Consider the following 17,030-nt stretch of genomic DNA (forward strand, 5'->3'; position numbering starts at 1 on the left):
TTTACGGCGCTGGCGGGGATTGCGACCCGTCCACGCCCTTGTGTTCTCGTGGCGTGATGAATACGCCCTCGGCTTCCACCGAGACGCCGTCGACGTTACGGAGTTGCCCGACCGCATATGTTTTGGTGCCATCGATCCGCTCCATCCGCGCCTCGGCTCGCAACGCACCTAGCCGGGTGGGGCGCAGATAGCGCACCGTGAGGGTGCCCGTGTAGGCGGGTTTACCCGGTTGGTGTGCCGTCGCGCCCAGGACATGGTCCAGGATGAGAGCGCACATCCCGCCGTGCACGTGGCCCGGCGGCCCCTCGTAGCCGGCGCCAAGGTGCACGTCGGCATGAACGCCGCCCGCCTCGTCGTGCTGGATGACTAGGGGCGGAGCGATCGGGTTACGCAGCCCGACGGCCACATTGCCCCAAACCACGTTTTCACCGTCGGGGTTGGTGCGCACACCGAACGATCCAGGCATGAGGCGCGTGCTCAGCAGCTCGACGGTTTGCTCGACCAGAGCCAAGGCCTGCGCCACGGTGCCTTCGTCGGCCTCGCTGCGAATGGTGACGTCAATGAGCCGTCGCACCGACGCCGTCAGTCGTTCGTGGAGGGCGTCAGTCATGTGCGCCACCGTTCATCGCCGTCGCACAGCAGCGTCTCGATCGGATCGACTGAGTCGCAAGGGCTGCCGGCCGCCGCAAGCGCATAGCCCTTGAACACCCGCGCCGCCGGGCTTAGCACGTGTTGGACCGTGGCCATCGTGCGATTGACCCCGCTGGGCCACCCCTCACCCCACAGCGCCACTTCGGTCGGCTGGTGGTCCAGGGCTTCGAACACTGTGTCGCGGATGCGAACATCCCCGGTGAGGACCTCAGCGCTGACCGCCAAGCTGTGCCCCGGCATACGGCTCGCCGTCGAGACCAACTCCAACGCGGATTTCGTGTTGAGGTCCAAAGCCTGCAGCCCGAGGATTCGTAGCGGTCGGGTATCGCAGCCGCGCGCTATCAACACCGACACCGACCAACCCGCCCTGGCCCGGTCAAACAGCCAACCTCCGGCGGACTGCACGACGTCGGCGGCGCCGGCGGCAAACACGTCAAGTCGATATCGCAAATACTCGTCATCAGCGCGGGTTGCTCGCTCGGTTGCGATCCCGCCGGTCCGGCTGATGTGAATACTCGTGACCATCAGTTCCCTACTTGGTCCTCAGGCGTGCGCGCCGCCGTCGATCCGGATCTCGGTGCCCGTGATGAACGCACCGTCGTCGGAAGCCACCATGGCGATCACCGACGCGACGGAGCTCGGGTCGCCGAGGATGTCGTCGGCTCTCCCGTGCAGCAACGGTGTCTGCTTGGCCCACAAGCCGATGTCGTAGCCGGCGGGCATCTTGTCCAATGTGCTCAGCGCCAGCGCGGTGGCGACGCCGCCCGGTTGGATGTTGACGGCGCGCAGCCCCTGTTTGGAGTATTCAAGAGCTAAGGAATGCGTCAGCGACAACACTCCACCCTTGCTGGCGGCATAGGCGGCCATGTAGGGGTGCGCGAAAGACGCTGCGGTGGAGGTGAAGTTGACGACCACACCGCGGCCGGATTCCAGCAGGGCCGGCAACGCCTGGCGGATCATTAGGAACGTGCCGGTCAAGTTCACCGCCAACGTGCGGTTCCAATCGTCCAGCGTGTGCTCATGCGTGTTGGCACAGCGCTGAATGGCAGCGGCGTTGACCAGAACGTCGAGGCCGCCCAGATCGTCGACGGCACGGCTGACCGCGCCGACGACCGTGTCTTCGGCTGACACATCGACTATCTCGGTGCTCAGCCGTTTGGCCGTGCCTGCCGTCTCTGCCGCCGCAGTGGTTATGGCCAGGCCGTCAGGCGAAACGTCATATCCCACGACGGTGCCGCCCTCGTCGAGCAGTCGCAGCGTGGTGGCCTGCCCGATGCCCGAGCCCGCGCCGGTGATGATGATTCTGCGGCCGTCGAATCGATCTAGCATGCAGGACCTTTCGTTACGCCGGCTGGAAGGCGCTAAGCGGCGCCTCGTGCGGATAGTTCGACGGACCGCCGAGGTCGTAGGCCGCGTTCAGGGTGCGGATGAACTCCGGGTCGTGTAGCGGGTCGTCCGGCATGGCAAGTTTTATGCCCCGCGCATTGACATCCTTGACCATGATGTCGATGGCCCGCTCGGGGGTCAGGTCGTCCGAGCCCTCCATGTTCTTCTTTAGCTCGTCGAAATCCGAGAACACCTCTGCCGACCAGTGCACCAGGAACCGCAGTTCGTCGGTGTGGTGGCGCGCGATCACGTCGCCGCCGTTCTTCAGCAACCAATGGTCGCGGTCCTCGGGATCACCGGTGAAAACCGTGTCGAACGCCAAGCCGGCCGGAACCTGTTGATCGAGTGGCCCGTTCGCCTCGCCGCGATGCACCATCATCTCGTTCTGTACGACCACGCCGCGGTTGTTGATTGGCGGCAGGACTCGCTGCGGCGGCTGCAGCGGACCGTTTGGCCAATAGGTGAAGCCGCTGCCGGCATCCAACGAAAACCAGGTAATTACCTGCGCCATTTTGATCAGGTAATCCTGGAAGAGGCCCGATTTGCCCATGACGCTGGTGAGCCATGTCGGCGCGTTCTCGTATCGCACGCCGCGGAAGCTCGGTGAATCCAGATGCCCCGGATCGCGATTGGCACATGGGCCGTTGATGTTGAACAGCATCAGCTGCGGCTTGGCGTATTGCGCGTTCCAATAGCTCTTGGCCATCTCCAGGAACCGCGCGTTGTAGAAACAATCGTGCAGTTGCGGGTAGAGCACCGCGCCATAGTTGGCGAGGTAGCCGCGGAAGGTGGGCGTGATGAACAGGTCCAGCGACGGCTCGAAGCCTTCGGGGAAGGCGCCGCTCATCGTGGCGATCAGTTCCTCGGGGGACGCGAAGTGTTGCGCAATGATCAACTTCCACGGGCCCTCCGTACGCACGACATCGAGCAGGCGTTCGCGTTGGTCTTCGGTGTAGACGTTGTCGATCTCGCGAGGGGGTGCCGCTGGCCGCAACACGTCGGAAAGCTCCATCCGTCGCTCGTCGCTGAGCATCAGCTGTCTCCTTCTGCCAATTCTGCGTTGGCGTGATTGTGCGCGGCGTCAGTGCCCCGCGGCGGCGCCCTGTCCGGTGATCGGGACGTCGAATCGGATCGGGTGCGCGAACTTCGCTCGCAGCAGGGCGCCGATCTCGGCGACGGCCAGCCGGCCCCGCGCCGTTGCGTCAGAGCGCATAAGAAAGCCGTGATACATGCCGGGATAACGGGTCGTGGTGGTCTGGACGCCGGCTTCTCGGAGCCGGACCGCGTAACGTTCACCCCAGTCCTGGATCGGATCGCAGCCCGCAGTCACCACGATCGCCGGCGGCAGGCCGGACAGATCGGACGCGTAGGCCGGGACCAGGTACGGGTCGCGGGGCGGACCGGCGTTGCCGTCGACGAGGGCATGCATGTAGTCGATGTCGTCGCGCGCGAGCAGCGGTGCATCAGGCAGCCCAATGATCGACGGGACCGTCATGTCGCGATCCAGGCCCGGGTACAGCAGCACCTGCGCACAGATCGCCGGCCCGCGACGGTCGCGTGCGGCCAACGCAACCGCGGCCGCGAGCGACCCGCCTGCGCTGTCGCCGACTACCGCAACGCGGCCGGAGTCGACACCGAGGCCGCGTGCGTTCCGTGATACCCACTCGGTGGCGGCGTAGGCGTCGTCGAACTGCGCGGGGGGCGGCGACTCTGGCGCCAACCGGTAGTCCACGGCCACGACGGTGGCGCCCGACGCCGACGCCAACTCGCGGGCAAGCGGTTCGAACGAGTGGTTGGAGCCCATGACGAGCCCACCGCCATGAAAGTAGACCAGCACGGGCAGAACGGAATCGTCTGTGGGACGGTAGATCCGGACAGAAATCGATCCGGCGGGGCCGGGTATCGTCACATCGCCGATGCTGGCCATCGCGGGCATTTCATCGGGCAGTGGCGCGGATTCGACCGCGGCTCGCACCGCGGCCAATCCGCGCTGGCGCATCGGTGGTACTGCTCCGAAGGACGCCACTCGCGCGGCGGCGTCGGGATCGAGTTCCGGCGTCACCTCAGCACCGGAGGTCGTTGTGCAGCAAGCACATTCGCGCGGTCTGCCATGGCCGATGCGACGGTTTGCTGGGTCAGTAGATAGAACCTTCCCTCGGCGGCCTGCTCGAATAACGTCTCAGCGGCCGCAAGCGGATCCATGGCCGCGGCCTTGATGTCCAGCATGGCGGAGCGTTGCGCCTCGGCGGCGCCGGCATCGCTGGCGTCAGGGTCGACTCCGCCGGCCGCCTCGAAGATGTTGGAGACCACCGCGCCGGGCAGCACGGCCTGGACGTGGATGTGGTGGCCGTGCCCGGCCAGTTGAACATCCAGATGCAGGCATTCGGTCAACGCGAGCACCGCGTGTTTGCTCATGATGTAGGGCGCCTGCAACGGAATTGCGCGTACTGCACCGACCGACGACAGGTTCCACACCCAGGCTTCCTCGTCGGTGGCCATCATCTTCGGCAGAAATGCGCGGATACCGTGGAAGACGCCGCTGATGTTGATGTCGACGACGCGCCGCCAGTTGGCTATTGGGGTGTCCCATAGGTAGCCGAACTGCTCGATGCCTGCGTTGTTCACCAGCAGCCGCACCGGGCCGACGTCGCGGTAGACACGGTCGGCGAGTTCCTGGACGGCATCGGGGTCGCGCACGTCGCACCCGATGTCTATCGCCGTGCCGCCCGCGGCGCAAAGGTCGCCGCGCAACGCGGCGATGGCAACGGCGTCGATGTCGGCCAGGACCACGGCCATGCCCAGGCCGCTGGCATATCGCGCCAAGCCCGCGCCGATCCCGGCGCCGGCCCCCGTGATGACGGCGACGCCGTCGGAGAATGTAGCGCGCGCGCTCACGAACCTGTGGCGCTGTCGGCGGCGAGCTCCGACAGCAGGACGGAGTCGGTGGCGTCGAGCACGACGTCCATCTCCGTGAACACCAGCCCGGCGGCCTCGCGCCGGACGCCAACGTTGACGACACCGCTCGACACCGCGAACGGTACGAAGTTGGCGATTTGGTTGACGAGGATATAGAACCGCGCGCGGGTAACGTCACCGTCGGTTCCGGTGCGGTGCACGTTGGTGGCGTGGTGGCGGAGCGGGTACGGGCTCTGCTTGCGATGTTCCGACAGCCATTCCATCACTGCATCGCGGCCGCGCAGTTCGGGTGACATCAAATCTTCGAACGGGCTGGCTCCCGAATCGCTGCGGGTCAGGTAGTGCACGTCTTCGGCGTAGCTCGCGGCGAGTTCGTCGTAGTGCGCTTCGTCGTAGTGGTACCAGAAGCTGCCGATGAACTCCTGCAGTTCCGGCAGCGTGACGTCGTTGCTCATGTCGGCGAGTCAACCCTGGTGTGGCCCTGATGACACCGCGGATGCCCGGTCAGTGGAACACCGTACTGGCGTCAGCGTCCGGCGCAAGTGCGGGCCGAGTGGAAGTCTAGAATCGGCCCGCTTACTGCTGAGTAAGGCTGAAGCCTTCGCGCAGTTCGCGTTTAAGCAGTTTGCCGCTGGGATTCTTCGGCAGTGAATCGACGAAGAAAATGCGTTTTGGCGTCTTGAACCCGGCCAGGTGCTCCCGGCAGTGGATGACCAGGTCCTCTTCGGTCAGGGCCACTCCATTGCGGGGCACCACCGCCGCCGCCACGGCTTCCATCCAGACCGGATGCGCCAAGCCGAATACCGCGACTTCCTGGACCCCGCTGTGCCGGTACAAGACTTCCTCCACTTCGCGGCTGGCCACGTTCTCGCCACCAGTTTTGATCATGTCCTTCTTGCGGTCGACGACGTGCAGCAGGCCGTGCTCGTCGAAGTAGCCCAGGTCGCCGGAATGGAACCAGCCGGCGCGAAAGGCCTCGGCAGTCCGTTCGGCATCGTCGAGGTAGCCCAGCATCAAATGCGGGCTGCGGTGAGCGATCTCGCCGACGACACCGGTGGCCACCGGGATGTCGTTGTCGTCGAGAATCGACGTCTCCACGTTGACCACGGGGCGGCCGGCGGCACCCGCGTGGGCGTCCTGTTCGTCCGGTCCGAGCGCTGACGCGAGCGGCGCCATCTCGGTCTGCCCGTAGAAGTTCCACAAACTCAGATTGGGTAGCCGCGTGCGGATCTCGTTGAGGACCTCGACGGGCATCGCCGAGGCGCCGTAGTACCCCTTGCGCAGGCTGGACAGATCCACCTCGTCGAAGACCGGGCAACGCAGCAGGCTGATCCATACCGTCGGTGGCGCAAAGTAATTCGTCACGCCGTAGCGTGCGATGGTGCGCAGGACCAGTTCAGGGTCCGGACGCGGGAGGATGATGCTGGTAGCGCCGAGATAGATATCTGTGGCCAGAAAGTTGTCCAGCTGTGCGCAGTGGTAAAGCGGCAGCGAGTGGATCTCGATGTCGTCACCGGACATCGACCCGGCGACGATGGTGCTCACGTATTGCCACATCAGGCTGCGGCTGGAATGCATGGCCGCCTTCGGGCGCGACTCGGTGCCACTGGTGTACATCAGCCGCACGAGCTGGTCGTCGTCGATGCGCGGGTTGGGGGCCGCGGCGGTACTCATCAACCAATCTGCGAAGTCTTCCCAGCCCGCTGCAGCCGTGCGCCCGCCCGGCAGCAGCGCAACCTTCGTCGTGACTGAGCCGCCCAGTCGCATCGCTTCTTCGGCCGCGGGCATGAGCTCCGCTTCGACGATGAATCCACTGACTCGACTGTGGCCAAGGAGGAAGGCGATTTCCTCGGCGGTAAGCATGAAGTTGATCGGCACCAGAACCACCGCCGCGCGCGCGGTCGCGAATGCCAGCACGGCGTACTGCCAGCAGTTGTGCGCCAGCAACGCGACGCGGTCGCCAGGTGCAAAGCCGTTGTCGCGCAACGCCGCCGCCGCTCTGTCGACGAGACGGTCGAACTCGGCGAAGGTCAGTTCGACATCCCCGTCGATGATCGCAGTCTTGTCCGGTTGCCGGCGGGCCGACCGGCGAGGAATATCGCCGAGCGAATGACTACGGGCCCGCGCGATGGCGATGTCCACCCGCTCGCCGAAGTGCACCCGGTCCATGCGTCGGAGGCTATGCTCGCGATGGCGCCGCAGGTCTCCTCGTGTCCCGCTGAGTAGACAGATCGCCGCGCGACCCAACCGTCCGCCTCGATACTCGATGGCATGACCGCCGCCACGGAATCGACGTCGCCCACCGGCCCCGGCGTTCCCGACCCCGGCGAACTGCGGGACAACCTGCGGCAGGCCGACCCTGGCGTCCTGGTCGCGGTGCTGGCCCAGCTCACCGGAGACCCCTCGGTGATCGAGACGTACGCGCCCAAAATCTCGCACATTCCTGACCCGCCCGAAAGGGCCGGTGTCACCGACCCCGATACTGGCGAGGCGCTGGTGAACGCCGTCATCGACGCGCTGGGTCAGCCGCGGCGAGCCGATGCGGTGGCCGCCGACGATCGCGACTTCTTCGCCCGATTGCTGCCGATCGCGCTGGGTTCGGAAGTCGAGGACGAGCAGGTGGACCTCCTACTCGAGCAGGGCGGCTTCCAGCGGTCGCAGCCGACGTTGCCGCGCACGGTGCCGATCCCCGATACCGTGACAATCGCCATCATCGGGGCGGGCATCGCGGGGATCAGCGTCGCGCTGGCCGCCGCCAGTGAGGGCGTGTCCTACGAGATCTTCGACCGCAACGCGGAGGTCGGCGGCACTTGGCTGACCACAACCTATCCGGGCATCGGCGTCGACACACCGTCGGCGTACTACTCGCTCTCTTGGGAGGTCAACCCCGACTGGAGCAGCTACTATCCGCAAGGCGCGGAATATCAACGCTATCTGGTGGCGCTTGCCGACAAATACAAGCTGCGCGAGCGGACCCGGTTCCGCACCGAGGTCGACGCCTTGTGGTGGGACGCCGATCGGAACCAGTGGCAGATCCATTCGGTTGATGCCGACGGCCACCGTGACATCAGCTACGCAAGCGTAGTGATCACCGCGGCCGGCTACCTCAACCGCCCGCGCTGGCCCGATGTCAAGGGTCGAGAAACGTTCGCGGGCATCAGTATTCACTCGGCCCAGTGGGATTCCTCGCTGGATCTCACCGGCAAAAGGGTGGCGATCATCGGCGCCGGGTGCACCGCGGTGCAGATCGTCGACGCGTGCGTCGACCAGGTGGACCACCTGACGGTGTTCCAGCGTCAGCCGCACTGGGTGGCGCCACGCAAACGTCCCACCGACGAGGTCCCCGCGCATCGGCGCTACCTCGGGCGCCACCTGCCGTACTACGCGAATTGGAACCGGCTCAAATCGTATTGGGGAACCGCCGACAACAACTACCCGGTCATCCTGCAGGACCCGGAGTGGGCCAAGGACCACTTGTCCATCTCTGCGGCCAACGACGTGCTACTGCAGATGTGCCTGGCGTACATCGAGCAGACCTTCGGCAAAGACACGGAGCTGGCCAAAAAGGTCACGCCGGATTTCGCGCCATACGGCAAGCGGATCATCCGCGACCCGGGCGGGTATTATGCGGCGTTGACGCGCGACCATGTTGACGTGGAGGCCAGCGAACCTGCCGAGGTCAACGCGAAAGGCATTGTCACACAGGACGGTCGGCAGATCGACCTCGACGTGATCATCTATGCCACCGGCTACTACCTGGACTTCCTGTCCACAATTGACATCCGCGGCCGTGACGGCAAGAAGCTGACAGATGAATGGGGCGAAAGTCCCCGTGCCTACCGCGGCGGAACCGTACCCGGCTTCCCCAACCTGTTCACCATGTCGGCACCGAACTACAGCCCCGGTCACGGCGCCGGCGCGAACTTCTCAATGGAGGTGCTCGCCCACTACATCATCGAATGCCTGCAGTTGATGGCGCTCCGCGGCGCCGACACTATCGAAGTCACTCAGCGGGCCTACGAGGACTACGTTGCGGAAATCGACGAGACGATGAGCGGTACCGTGTGGTGCCACACGCCGAATGCGCACACCTACTACCGGTCGGGATCGGGGCGGGTGGTGGTGGCGACGCCATATCGACTGGTCGACGTCTGGCATCAGCATCGCGCGCCGATCGAAGAGGATTTCACGTTGCGATGAGTCAATTGCTCATGGGCAAGACGGCTTTGGTCACCGGCAGCAGCCGCGGCATTGGACGCGCAATCGCCCAGCGTCTCGCCGCGGAAGGCGCGACCGTCGCGGTCACGGCGCGCGCCTACCAACCGTCGCAGTCCATCCGCGCCGGGGTCACCTCTGCGCTACCGGGGACCATCGATGAGACCGTCGCCCTGATCGAAGAGGCTGGCGGATCAGCCTTCGGACTGACCGCGGACCTCGAGGACGGCGCGGCGCGCGATGGCCTGGTGGACGCGGTGCTGGAGCGCACCGGCCGCATCGACATCCTGGTCAACAACGCCGGTTTCGCCGACTACTCGGTGATCGAGAACATGTCGCTGGAAACCTTCGACCGGACCATCGAGCACTACCTGCGGACGCCGTTCGTTTTGACCAAAGCTGCGGTGCCACATATGCGTAGACAAGGTGGCGGGTGGATCGTCAACATCGGCTCGGTCACCGGGCTCGCACCGGTGCGGCCGTACCGGGAGTACAACAAAACCTCCGGTGACGTCATCTACGCGTCGTGCAAGGCCGCACTGCATCGCTTCACCCAGGGCGTCGCTGCGGAGTTGCTTGATGCCAACATCGCCGTGAACTGCGTCGGCCCGTCGGCGGCCGTCCGCACACCTGGTGCGGCACAGTTGATCCCGGAGACTTTCTTTACCGAGCCGGTCGAGTATCTGGCCGAGACGGTGCTCGCGATGTGCCATCTGCCGGCCGCGCAACGCACCGGCCTGGTGGCCTTCAGCCTGCACTACCCGTGGTCACACGGGCTGCCGGTGCGCAGCCTCGACGGTAGGTCGGAGCTGAAGCCGCTGGAACCGCCGGCATCTGCTAACCCGAATATCCTCCCCGCCGGGCTATAGCCCGAAAGATAAAGAAACATGCCTACGGGACGTGGTGCCTGACAGAGCGGATCAAGGCCAACCGCGCCCACGTCGGATCGCTCAGCGTCTTCAGCAGCCAGTCGGCAAGGGCGCGTTGCATCGACAGAAGCTGTGGCACACCCGGTCGCGTACGATCACGTCAGGACATTCCGGATCGAACCATCGGTCCACCACCGCCCAGTGGATCGGATGCATCAGGTAGGGACCCATCAGTCCGTCGAGATCGCTGAACTCCTGCTCGAACACGTGCGTCCATGACGAGGCCCCGATTGCATCGTCGACGCGGCTCAGCTGCCACGCTCTGATGGCCGGTATGTAGTGAGGCATCCGGGACAGCTCGTCTTCGAAACGTGCAGCTGTGGCGGCGTCGGTATCTGGCGCTACCCGCAACAACAGGGCGCGATAGACGGTTCCCGGGTCGCCGCCGTTGTGGTTCGGAACACCGGGGTAAGTCGCTCCGTTGACTCGCGTAATCCCGGGATCGTGCAGCACCGCAGCGAAATCATCTGCGGCCGAGAGCCATTGACTTCGGGAATCGAACCTCAAGTGAACCAGGACGTCACCCCCGTTGCGCGACCCTGGCATTGTCGGCTCGACGAGACGGTGTAGTGCGGGAGTCGCTTCCGCCGCCGAACGCACGGCCGCCAGCACCCGAGGCCGCTCTTCCTCGGCGATGTCGATGAGCCTGGTGATGCTATACATCGCAGAGGCCATCGACGTCGTCGGCTGCGGCGGCGAAAGACCGCGACCGCTCGGTGACCAATTCGCTGATCCGAGACCACCATTCGCCCAGCGCCGGGTCCGGCCGACCCTTCCAGGTCATCTCCCACCATGCCTGCGCGCTCGGCAGCGTCCAGCTGATGGTGACGGTATTTGAGAGATCATTGGACCAGATCGGAGGACTGACGAGGATGTCGCGCAATGTCATCCCACGGGAGCGGGCACCGGGCGCGTACTCGGCGAGGTAGGTGTCGACGAACGTCCTGGCGCATCCTGGCTTGGTCACCACTGTGTCGATGACGAATATCCGACCGTCAGCCATGGTCCGACCTTTCAGCGAAGCAGTTGAGCCAGTGCCGAACACGACTCCCGACGGGCTTCGTGAGCTATATCGAGCATCGACATCGTCATAAACCCGTGGATGCCGCCGTCGAAGGGGCATCGCACAGTGATCACACCCGCAGCCTCGAGCGCGTCGGCGTAGGCGTTGCCCTCGTCACGAAGTGGATCGTGACCGGCAGTGACGATGACTGCGGGCGGCAGACCGGCCAGGTTTGCCCGAAGGGGCGACGCGTATGGGTGTTCCCGATCGGCACGCGCCGGAACGTACTGATCCCAATACCACTGCAGCGCCGGCTTCGGATTGTAGAAACCGTTGCCGAACAAGCGATAAGACTCGTTGTTAAAGTCGGCTGCGATCACCGGATAGATGAGCAACTGGCCCGCGATCGGGGGACCGCCGCGATCGCGCGCCATCACCGCGGTGACGGCGGCTAGGTTTCCTCCCGCGCTGTCGCCGCCCACCACAACGCGCAGTGCGTCGCCGCCGACCGCGTCCGCATTGTCGGCCGCCCAGCGGGCGACCGTGTAGACGTCCTCGGCCGCGTCAGGCCACCTATGCTCCGGCGCCAGGCGGTAGTCGACCGAAATCACCACGGCAGGAACATGATTAGCGATAGTGCGGCACAGGCCGTCGTGACTCTCCAGGTCGCAGAACACAAAGCCGCCACCGTGGGCGTACACGAGGACCGGCAGGTGCTCGCCGTCGGGTCGGTAGATCCGCACCGCGATGTCGCCGCCGGGCCCCGGAATGGATTCGTCTCTCACCTCGGCAACGGGCTCGAGTTCTTCAGGTGGCACGAAGCGGGAGCGGATGGTTGCCCTTGCCTGCGCACCGGTCATGGTGTGGACCGGCGGGAAGCCGGCGTCCAGCGCCTCGATCAGCGGCGCGATCTGTGGATCGAGGCTCACGCGTACTGCAGGGCGGGACGCGGCGCGGAGCGCGCCAGTCGCAGTGGCCGCAGCGGTTGCAGGGTTGGCGCCACCCGCTGCGGGCCGTCCTCGACGTTGCGCCACACGGCCATCGCGGTCATGCGCACGGGGGCGGCCAGGCGCTGATCGAACATCATGCGATTCATCGGACCGCACACCGACACCGCGGCGACCGCCTCACCCGGGCTGCCGATCGGGGCTGCCACACAACCGAATCCGAGCAGCGACTCCTCGCGCTCGAATGCGACACCGTGGGCGCGCACCTTGGCCAATTCGATCGCCAGTTGCGAGCTGTTAACGATCGAGTACTTGGTCTTGCGGGCCCGCAGATCCACGGCGGTGTCCTCGTCACTGTAGGCCAGGATCGCCTTGCCCACGGCGGTGCAGTGCGCGGGTTGACGGCCCCCAACTCGGGTGGGGATCGCGGCGTTCATCGGTTCGCCGACCTTGTCGAGATAGACGACGTCGGGTCCGTCCAGGACCGCAAGGTGTACGACAAGCCCGGTGGCGCGGTGCAATTCGCCCAGCAGCGGACTGGCCGCGCGCACCAGACGGTCCTGGTGTACGGCTAGCGAACCGAGCTCCACCAAACGCATACCGAGCTCGTAGTCGCGGCCGCTGCGGCGCAGCCAGCGCAGTTGCACCAAGCGCTCGAGCATCCGATGCGCCGACGAGCGCGGCAGGCCGGTGCGGCGGACGATCTGTGCCAGCGTCAGCCGTCCCGGTCCATCGAACGCATCAAGCACCAACGAGATGCGGTCGATAACGGCACTGGGTGTTGGTTGGGCGGTCGCGACGGCGTCGGCTCGTGACATCGGTGTCCTCGGGTTGTGCTATAACTGGCTGGAATATTCCTATTAGGAATATCTGTACCATACCCGTGTGGCTGTTGTCACACAAGACACGAAAAAGCGCCGCCTGACGCGGGTTAGTCGACGGATTAGCGCAGGTCAGCCCTTGGCGGCGGAGCGTCCCGCGCGGCGGCCGTAGAAGCTGCCGTCGCCGAGCGAGATCCCGCTGGCGTAACCCCACGCGGCGAGACCCGCGGTCGAACGCCCCGCGGCGAAGAGGCCGGGTATGGGCTCACCGCTGACGTGCAGCACCTCGGCGTCCAACGTGGTACTTAGGCCGCCCAGGGTGAAGCCGCCAGTGCTCTCGCGCAGGTCGATCGCGCCGACCGGGCAGCCGATCGGCTTCACCCATTCCGGCTTCTTGTGCAGCAGCGGATCCTCGCCCCGGGCGGCGCCGTCGTTGTAGGCGGCGACGGTCGCCTGCAACGAACCGGTCGTCAGCCCCATGTCGCGTTCCAGGTCGGCGACGCTGTCGGCCACCCACGTCGCGGGCCGCAGCATGAACTTCGGTGACCACGACGCCATCGCCTCCTCCTGGGCATCGCCGTCGATGATCAGGTAGGCGGTGTTGTCCTGCTGATACAGCGTGAGCTGCCCGATCCGGCCCGGGTAGGTGTCCTCGGTGACGTAGCGCTGACCGCGGCCGTTGACCAGGATCCCGCGCACCAACTGCTGCGGGTCGATGAAGATCGCGACCTCGGTGGCGTCCATGTGGGCCAGGTCCGCGCCCAGGGCCTGTGCCATCCGGATCGCCTGCCCGTCGTGCTGTTCGATCGACGCGGCCGGGCGTCCGGCGATCCGCGGGGCGTAGCGCGTCACCATCGCGTCGTTGTAGGCGAAGCTGCCCGTCGCGAGCACCACGCCCGAGCGCGCCCGCAACGCCATCTCGGTGCCGTACTGCCGCGCGCGCAAGCCGACCACCCGCCCGTCGGACTCGACGATCAGCGACTGCACCCGCACGTCGTAGAGGGCGCGCGCGCCCGCTGCGGTGGCCGTCTCGACGAGCGGCTTCATCAGCATGTAGCCGGCGCTGGCCTCGCCCTGCTTCTTGTTCGACATCTGCGGGACGTGTCCGCGCGGGGCGGGGGAGGCGATGGTGTTGAACGGGTAGGCGTTTTCGCCGCCGCTGTACATCAGGCCCTGGTCGCCCATCGGCTCCCAGCCGGGCTCGGAGAAGAACTCCGCCTTGAACGGCACACCGCAGCCGACGAGCCAGTCGAAGTGGGCGACGCTGCCCGCGCAATAGTCGGCGATCCGGCCCTCGTCGGCTCCCGGCCCCATCGCGACGTTGAGGAACGTCGCCATGTTCTCGACGGAATCGCTGAAGCCGCAAGCTTTTTGCAGCGCGGTGCCACCACCGAGGTATATGAAACCACCCGCCATAGCCGCCGCGCCGCCCCACGAGCCGGTGCGCTCGAGGACCAGGACGTCGGCGCCGGAGCGGGCCGCTTCGACCGCAGCGGCGGCGCCGGCCACTCCGTAGCCGGCGATCACGACGTCGGCCTCGTCGTCCCACGAAGTGATCGACGCGGCGGGAATGGGTGTGACGTCGGTGTCGGGCGTCATAGCCGCATCGCCGCGGGCATCTCGCCGACCCACTGGTGACCCCAGTAGCTGTCGGCGGTGATTTCCTCTGCGGTGTAATACGTTTCGTCGACCCGCATGCCGTCGGTGCCGAATTCGATGTCCCAGTCCCCGGGCGCGCGAACGTAGAACGAGACCATCTTGTCGTTCGTGTGGCGTCCCAGGGTGGACGACAGCTGGAACCCCTCCGCGTTGACGCGGTCAAGCGCCTGGCCCACCGCGTCGAGCGTGTCCACTTCGACCATGATGTGCACCAGCCGCGGGTCGCGCTGATGTGCGGCCGGGACGATCGCCAGGCTGTGGTGTCGTTCGTTGATGCCCAGGAAGCGAACCCGCACCGGGCCGAACTCTTTCGGCAGGGGCACCCGGAACGCGCCGCGGGAACGGAAACCCAGCACGTCGGTGTAGAAGTCGAACAGCCCGTTGGGATCCATGGCCGGCACGACGACATGGCCCAGCCCCTGGTCGCCGGTGACGAATTTCGCGCCGAACGGGGTGACGACCGGGCTGTGGTCGAGCACCGCGCCGTGAAACACCTCGAGCGTGGTGCCGGCCGGGTCCTCGAAGGTGATCACCTCTTCCACGCGGCGCGCCTCGGCCTCGTCGGTGGACAGCTGTTTGAACGCAACCCCCGCGCCATCGAGGGCGGCCTTGACCCGCTGCAGCGCCGGGTGGTCCCGCACTTCCCAGCCGACGGTGAGCACCCGGTCGGTCTCACCGGGCACCACGATCAGCCGGGCCGCGCGCTCGTCCATGCGCAGATACAGCGCGGACGCATCGGGGCCTCCTCCTTTTGGTGGGGAGCCTTCCGCGAATCCGAGGACGCCGAAGGCGAATTGCCGCCAGCGATCGATGTCGTTGGTCGAAATGGTGATGTAGCCAAGGCTTTTCAGGTCGCTCATGGTGAAGCGTTCTCCTAAATCAAGGCTCGCAGCGGACCTTCCGGCGGATCGATGCCCAGCGAGCTCAGCGCCGACGCGTGGTAGGTGGTGCCGGGGACGTGGATAGCGTGCAGGTGGCCGACATGCACGTCCCGCCAGTACCGCTGCAGCGGCTTGTCCATCCGCGCCGCGTTGCCGCCCGAGCGGGCGAAGATCTCGTCGACCGCCGACACCGCGCGCCATACCGCGCGAACCTGCGTGCGCCGACCGGCCGCGCGGTCCGCGAACGACACCTCCTTGCCGGCGGCAACCATGTCGTAGATGCGGTCGGCGTTGGCCAGCAGCTCCTGGCGCGCGGCGTTGATGTCGGCCGCCGCCTCGCCGATGGCGTGCATGACGTAGGGGTCGTCCTTGATCGCTGTTCCCGTGGCTCCGACGCGCTCCCGCTGGTAGTCCAGGTGGGCGGCGAGCGCTCCCTCGGCGATGCCGATGGTCGCCGCCGAGATGCCCAGCGGGAACATCGTCGACCACGGCATCAGGTACAGCGGCTCGGTCATGCCCGCCTCGCGCTGGGCGGTGCCGTCCATCACCTTCGTCGCGTCCATGGTCCGATAGGTCGGGACGAACGCGTCCTTGACGATGACGTCCTTCGAGCCGGTTCCGCGCAGCCCCACCACATTCCAGGAGTCCTCGACGATCTCGTAGTCCTTGCGCGGCAGGATCATGTGCAGCATCTGCGGCGGCATCAACGGGATGCCCTTCTCGTCGCCGAGCATTGCCCCGAGAATGATCCAGTCGCAGTGGTCGGTGCCCGAGCTGAACTGCCAGCGCCCATTGAAGATGTAGCCGCCGTCCACCGGCTTGGCGACACCCTGCGGTGCGTACGGGGAGGCCATCCACGTGTCGACGTCCTCTGCCCAGATTTCCGCGGAGACTTTCGGATCGGCATAGGCCAACTGGTAGGGATGCACACCAACCACGCCGACGATCCAGCCGGCCGCCGGATCCAGCGCCGCAGTGGCCATCGTCGTCTCGGCGAACTCGCGGGGGTGGACCTCGAAGCCCTGGTATTGCTTGGTCTGCAGCAGCCGGATCAGGCCGGCACCTTTCATCAGCTTGACGGTGTCGTCGGTGAGGCGGCCAATCCTTTCGGCTTCGGCGGCCTGGTCGCGCAACTGATCGGCCATGGCAACTACCCGGTCGAGTACCCGCTCGCTCATATCGTTCGTCCTAACGTGTGGGGGCGTAGTAATGGTCTACCGCAGTCCGCGCCGAACCCGAAGGCAATCCCGGTGAGCGGACGCAAACGCGGTCAAAACTCGATGCGGAGATGGTCGCTGGCCGGCCTGGCCTGACACGCAAGAATCAGGCCGCCTCGCAGGTCGTCGGCTTCCAGGAGGTCGCACGCCGCCATGACGGTCTCGCCCGCGACGACGGTGGCCACACACGAACCGCAGCGGCCTTCGCGGCACGAGTGGGGCGCGTCGATGCCCGCATCGAGCAACAGGTCGACCAGGGTCTGACTACGTGGCCAACGCAAACGATGTCGCTGACCATCCAGCTCAACTTCGACATGAGCAACTTCCGACATGAGCCGATGGTCTGCGATATGCGGCGGGGGGCGGGTGCGCACGCCCGGTGGACGGGAAAACTCGGCCGGAGCG

18 protein-coding genes are annotated in these 17,030 nt (G+C 66.0%); 2 read left to right on the forward strand and 16 right to left on the reverse strand.

What is annotated here, in order from left to right; all coding sequences use genetic code 11:
- Position 1: 1 nt before the first annotated feature.
- From A5745_RS16320 to A5745_RS16355, 8 genes are all read right to left on the reverse strand, one after another.
- Positions 2-610 carry a PaaI family thioesterase gene (locus A5745_RS16320; RefSeq protein ID WP_076062229.1) on the reverse strand — a complete coding sequence of 203 codons (609 nt, stop codon included), beginning with the start codon at positions 608-610 and terminating at the stop codon, positions 2-4.
- Positions 607-1,179 carry a hypothetical protein gene (locus tag A5745_RS16325; RefSeq protein WP_076062110.1) on the reverse strand — a complete coding sequence of 191 codons (573 nt, stop codon included), beginning with the start codon at positions 1,177-1,179 and terminating at the stop codon, positions 607-609. The genes A5745_RS16320 and A5745_RS16325 overlap by 4 nt, the downstream gene beginning before the upstream one ends.
- Positions 1,180-1,194: 15 nt before the next feature.
- Positions 1,195-1,980: an SDR family NAD(P)-dependent oxidoreductase gene (locus A5745_RS16330; protein WP_076117319.1), complete on the reverse strand. Its 786-nt coding sequence runs from the start codon at positions 1,978-1,980 to the stop codon at positions 1,195-1,197.
- Positions 1,981-1,993: 13 nt separating this feature from the next.
- Positions 1,994-3,070: a hypothetical protein gene (locus tag A5745_RS16335; RefSeq protein ID WP_076062106.1), complete on the reverse strand. Its 1,077-nt coding sequence runs from the start codon at positions 3,068-3,070 to the stop codon at positions 1,994-1,996.
- A gap of 48 nt (positions 3,071-3,118) precedes the next feature.
- Positions 3,119-4,099 carry an alpha/beta hydrolase gene (locus A5745_RS16340; protein ID WP_076062104.1) on the reverse strand — a complete coding sequence of 327 codons (981 nt, stop codon included), beginning with the start codon at positions 4,097-4,099 and terminating at the stop codon, positions 3,119-3,121.
- The gene (locus A5745_RS16345) at positions 4,096-4,932 is read right to left on the reverse strand and encodes an SDR family oxidoreductase (protein WP_076062102.1); all 837 of its coding nucleotides are present in this window, start codon (positions 4,930-4,932) and stop codon (positions 4,096-4,098) included. The genes A5745_RS16340 and A5745_RS16345 overlap by 4 nt, the downstream gene beginning before the upstream one ends.
- Positions 4,929-5,408 carry a nuclear transport factor 2 family protein gene (locus A5745_RS16350; RefSeq protein WP_076062100.1) on the reverse strand — a complete coding sequence of 160 codons (480 nt, stop codon included), beginning with the start codon at positions 5,406-5,408 and terminating at the stop codon, positions 4,929-4,931. The genes A5745_RS16345 and A5745_RS16350 overlap by 4 nt, the downstream gene beginning before the upstream one ends.
- A gap of 121 nt (positions 5,409-5,529) precedes the next feature.
- Positions 5,530-7,122, reverse strand: coding sequence for an acyl-CoA synthetase (locus tag A5745_RS16355; RefSeq protein ID WP_076117321.1), 1,593 nt, complete (start codon positions 7,120-7,122; stop codon positions 5,530-5,532).
- Between the two features lie 102 nt (positions 7,123-7,224).
- Between A5745_RS16355 and A5745_RS16360 the strand changes: the two genes are divergently transcribed.
- Positions 7,225-9,153, forward strand: coding sequence for an NAD(P)/FAD-dependent oxidoreductase (locus A5745_RS16360; protein ID WP_076117323.1), 1,929 nt, complete (start codon positions 7,225-7,227; stop codon positions 9,151-9,153).
- Positions 9,150-10,037: an SDR family NAD(P)-dependent oxidoreductase gene (locus A5745_RS16365; RefSeq protein ID WP_076117325.1), complete on the forward strand. Its 888-nt coding sequence runs from the start codon at positions 9,150-9,152 to the stop codon at positions 10,035-10,037. The genes A5745_RS16360 and A5745_RS16365 overlap by 4 nt, the downstream gene beginning before the upstream one ends.
- A gap of 90 nt (positions 10,038-10,127) precedes the next feature.
- Here A5745_RS16365 and A5745_RS16370 read toward each other — a convergent pair whose 3' ends face one another.
- From A5745_RS16370 to A5745_RS16405, 8 genes are all read right to left on the reverse strand, one after another.
- The gene (locus A5745_RS16370) at positions 10,128-10,760 is read right to left on the reverse strand and encodes a Dabb family protein (protein WP_076117327.1); all 633 of its coding nucleotides are present in this window, start codon (positions 10,758-10,760) and stop codon (positions 10,128-10,130) included.
- Entirely contained in the window at positions 10,753-11,100 is a 348-nt protein-coding gene (locus A5745_RS16375; protein WP_076117329.1) for a hypothetical protein, read from the reverse strand. The genes A5745_RS16370 and A5745_RS16375 overlap by 8 nt, the downstream gene beginning before the upstream one ends.
- An 11-nt stretch (positions 11,101-11,111) precedes the next feature.
- Positions 11,112-12,029, reverse strand: coding sequence for an alpha/beta hydrolase (locus A5745_RS16380; RefSeq protein ID WP_076117331.1), 918 nt, complete (start codon positions 12,027-12,029; stop codon positions 11,112-11,114).
- Positions 12,026-12,865: an IclR family transcriptional regulator gene (locus A5745_RS16385; RefSeq protein WP_076117332.1), complete on the reverse strand. Its 840-nt coding sequence runs from the start codon at positions 12,863-12,865 to the stop codon at positions 12,026-12,028. The genes A5745_RS16380 and A5745_RS16385 overlap by 4 nt, the downstream gene beginning before the upstream one ends.
- 135 nt (positions 12,866-13,000) lie before the next feature.
- The gene (locus A5745_RS16390; protein WP_076117334.1) at positions 13,001-14,467 is read right to left on the reverse strand and encodes an FAD-dependent oxidoreductase; all 1,467 of its coding nucleotides are present in this window, start codon (positions 14,465-14,467) and stop codon (positions 13,001-13,003) included.
- Positions 14,464-15,387, reverse strand: a complete 924-nt coding sequence (gene bphC / locus A5745_RS16395; RefSeq protein ID WP_076062083.1) for a biphenyl-2,3-diol 1,2-dioxygenase — start codon at positions 15,385-15,387, stop codon at positions 14,464-14,466. Before bphC ends, A5745_RS16390 begins: the two co-directional genes overlap by 4 nt.
- A gap of 14 nt (positions 15,388-15,401) precedes the next feature.
- The gene (locus A5745_RS16400; RefSeq protein ID WP_076062082.1) at positions 15,402-16,586 is read right to left on the reverse strand and encodes an acyl-CoA dehydrogenase family protein; all 1,185 of its coding nucleotides are present in this window, start codon (positions 16,584-16,586) and stop codon (positions 15,402-15,404) included.
- Between the two features lie 92 nt (positions 16,587-16,678).
- Positions 16,679-16,957, reverse strand: a complete 279-nt coding sequence (locus A5745_RS16405) for a 2Fe-2S iron-sulfur cluster binding domain-containing protein (RefSeq protein WP_076117336.1) — start codon at positions 16,955-16,957, stop codon at positions 16,679-16,681.
- Positions 16,958-17,030 lie beyond the last annotated feature (73 nt).

Origin of the sequence: Mycobacterium sp. IS-2888 (genome assembly GCF_001954215.1) — a bacterium.
In the GTDB taxonomy this organism is placed as follows: domain Bacteria; phylum Actinomycetota; class Actinomycetes; order Mycobacteriales; family Mycobacteriaceae; genus Mycobacterium.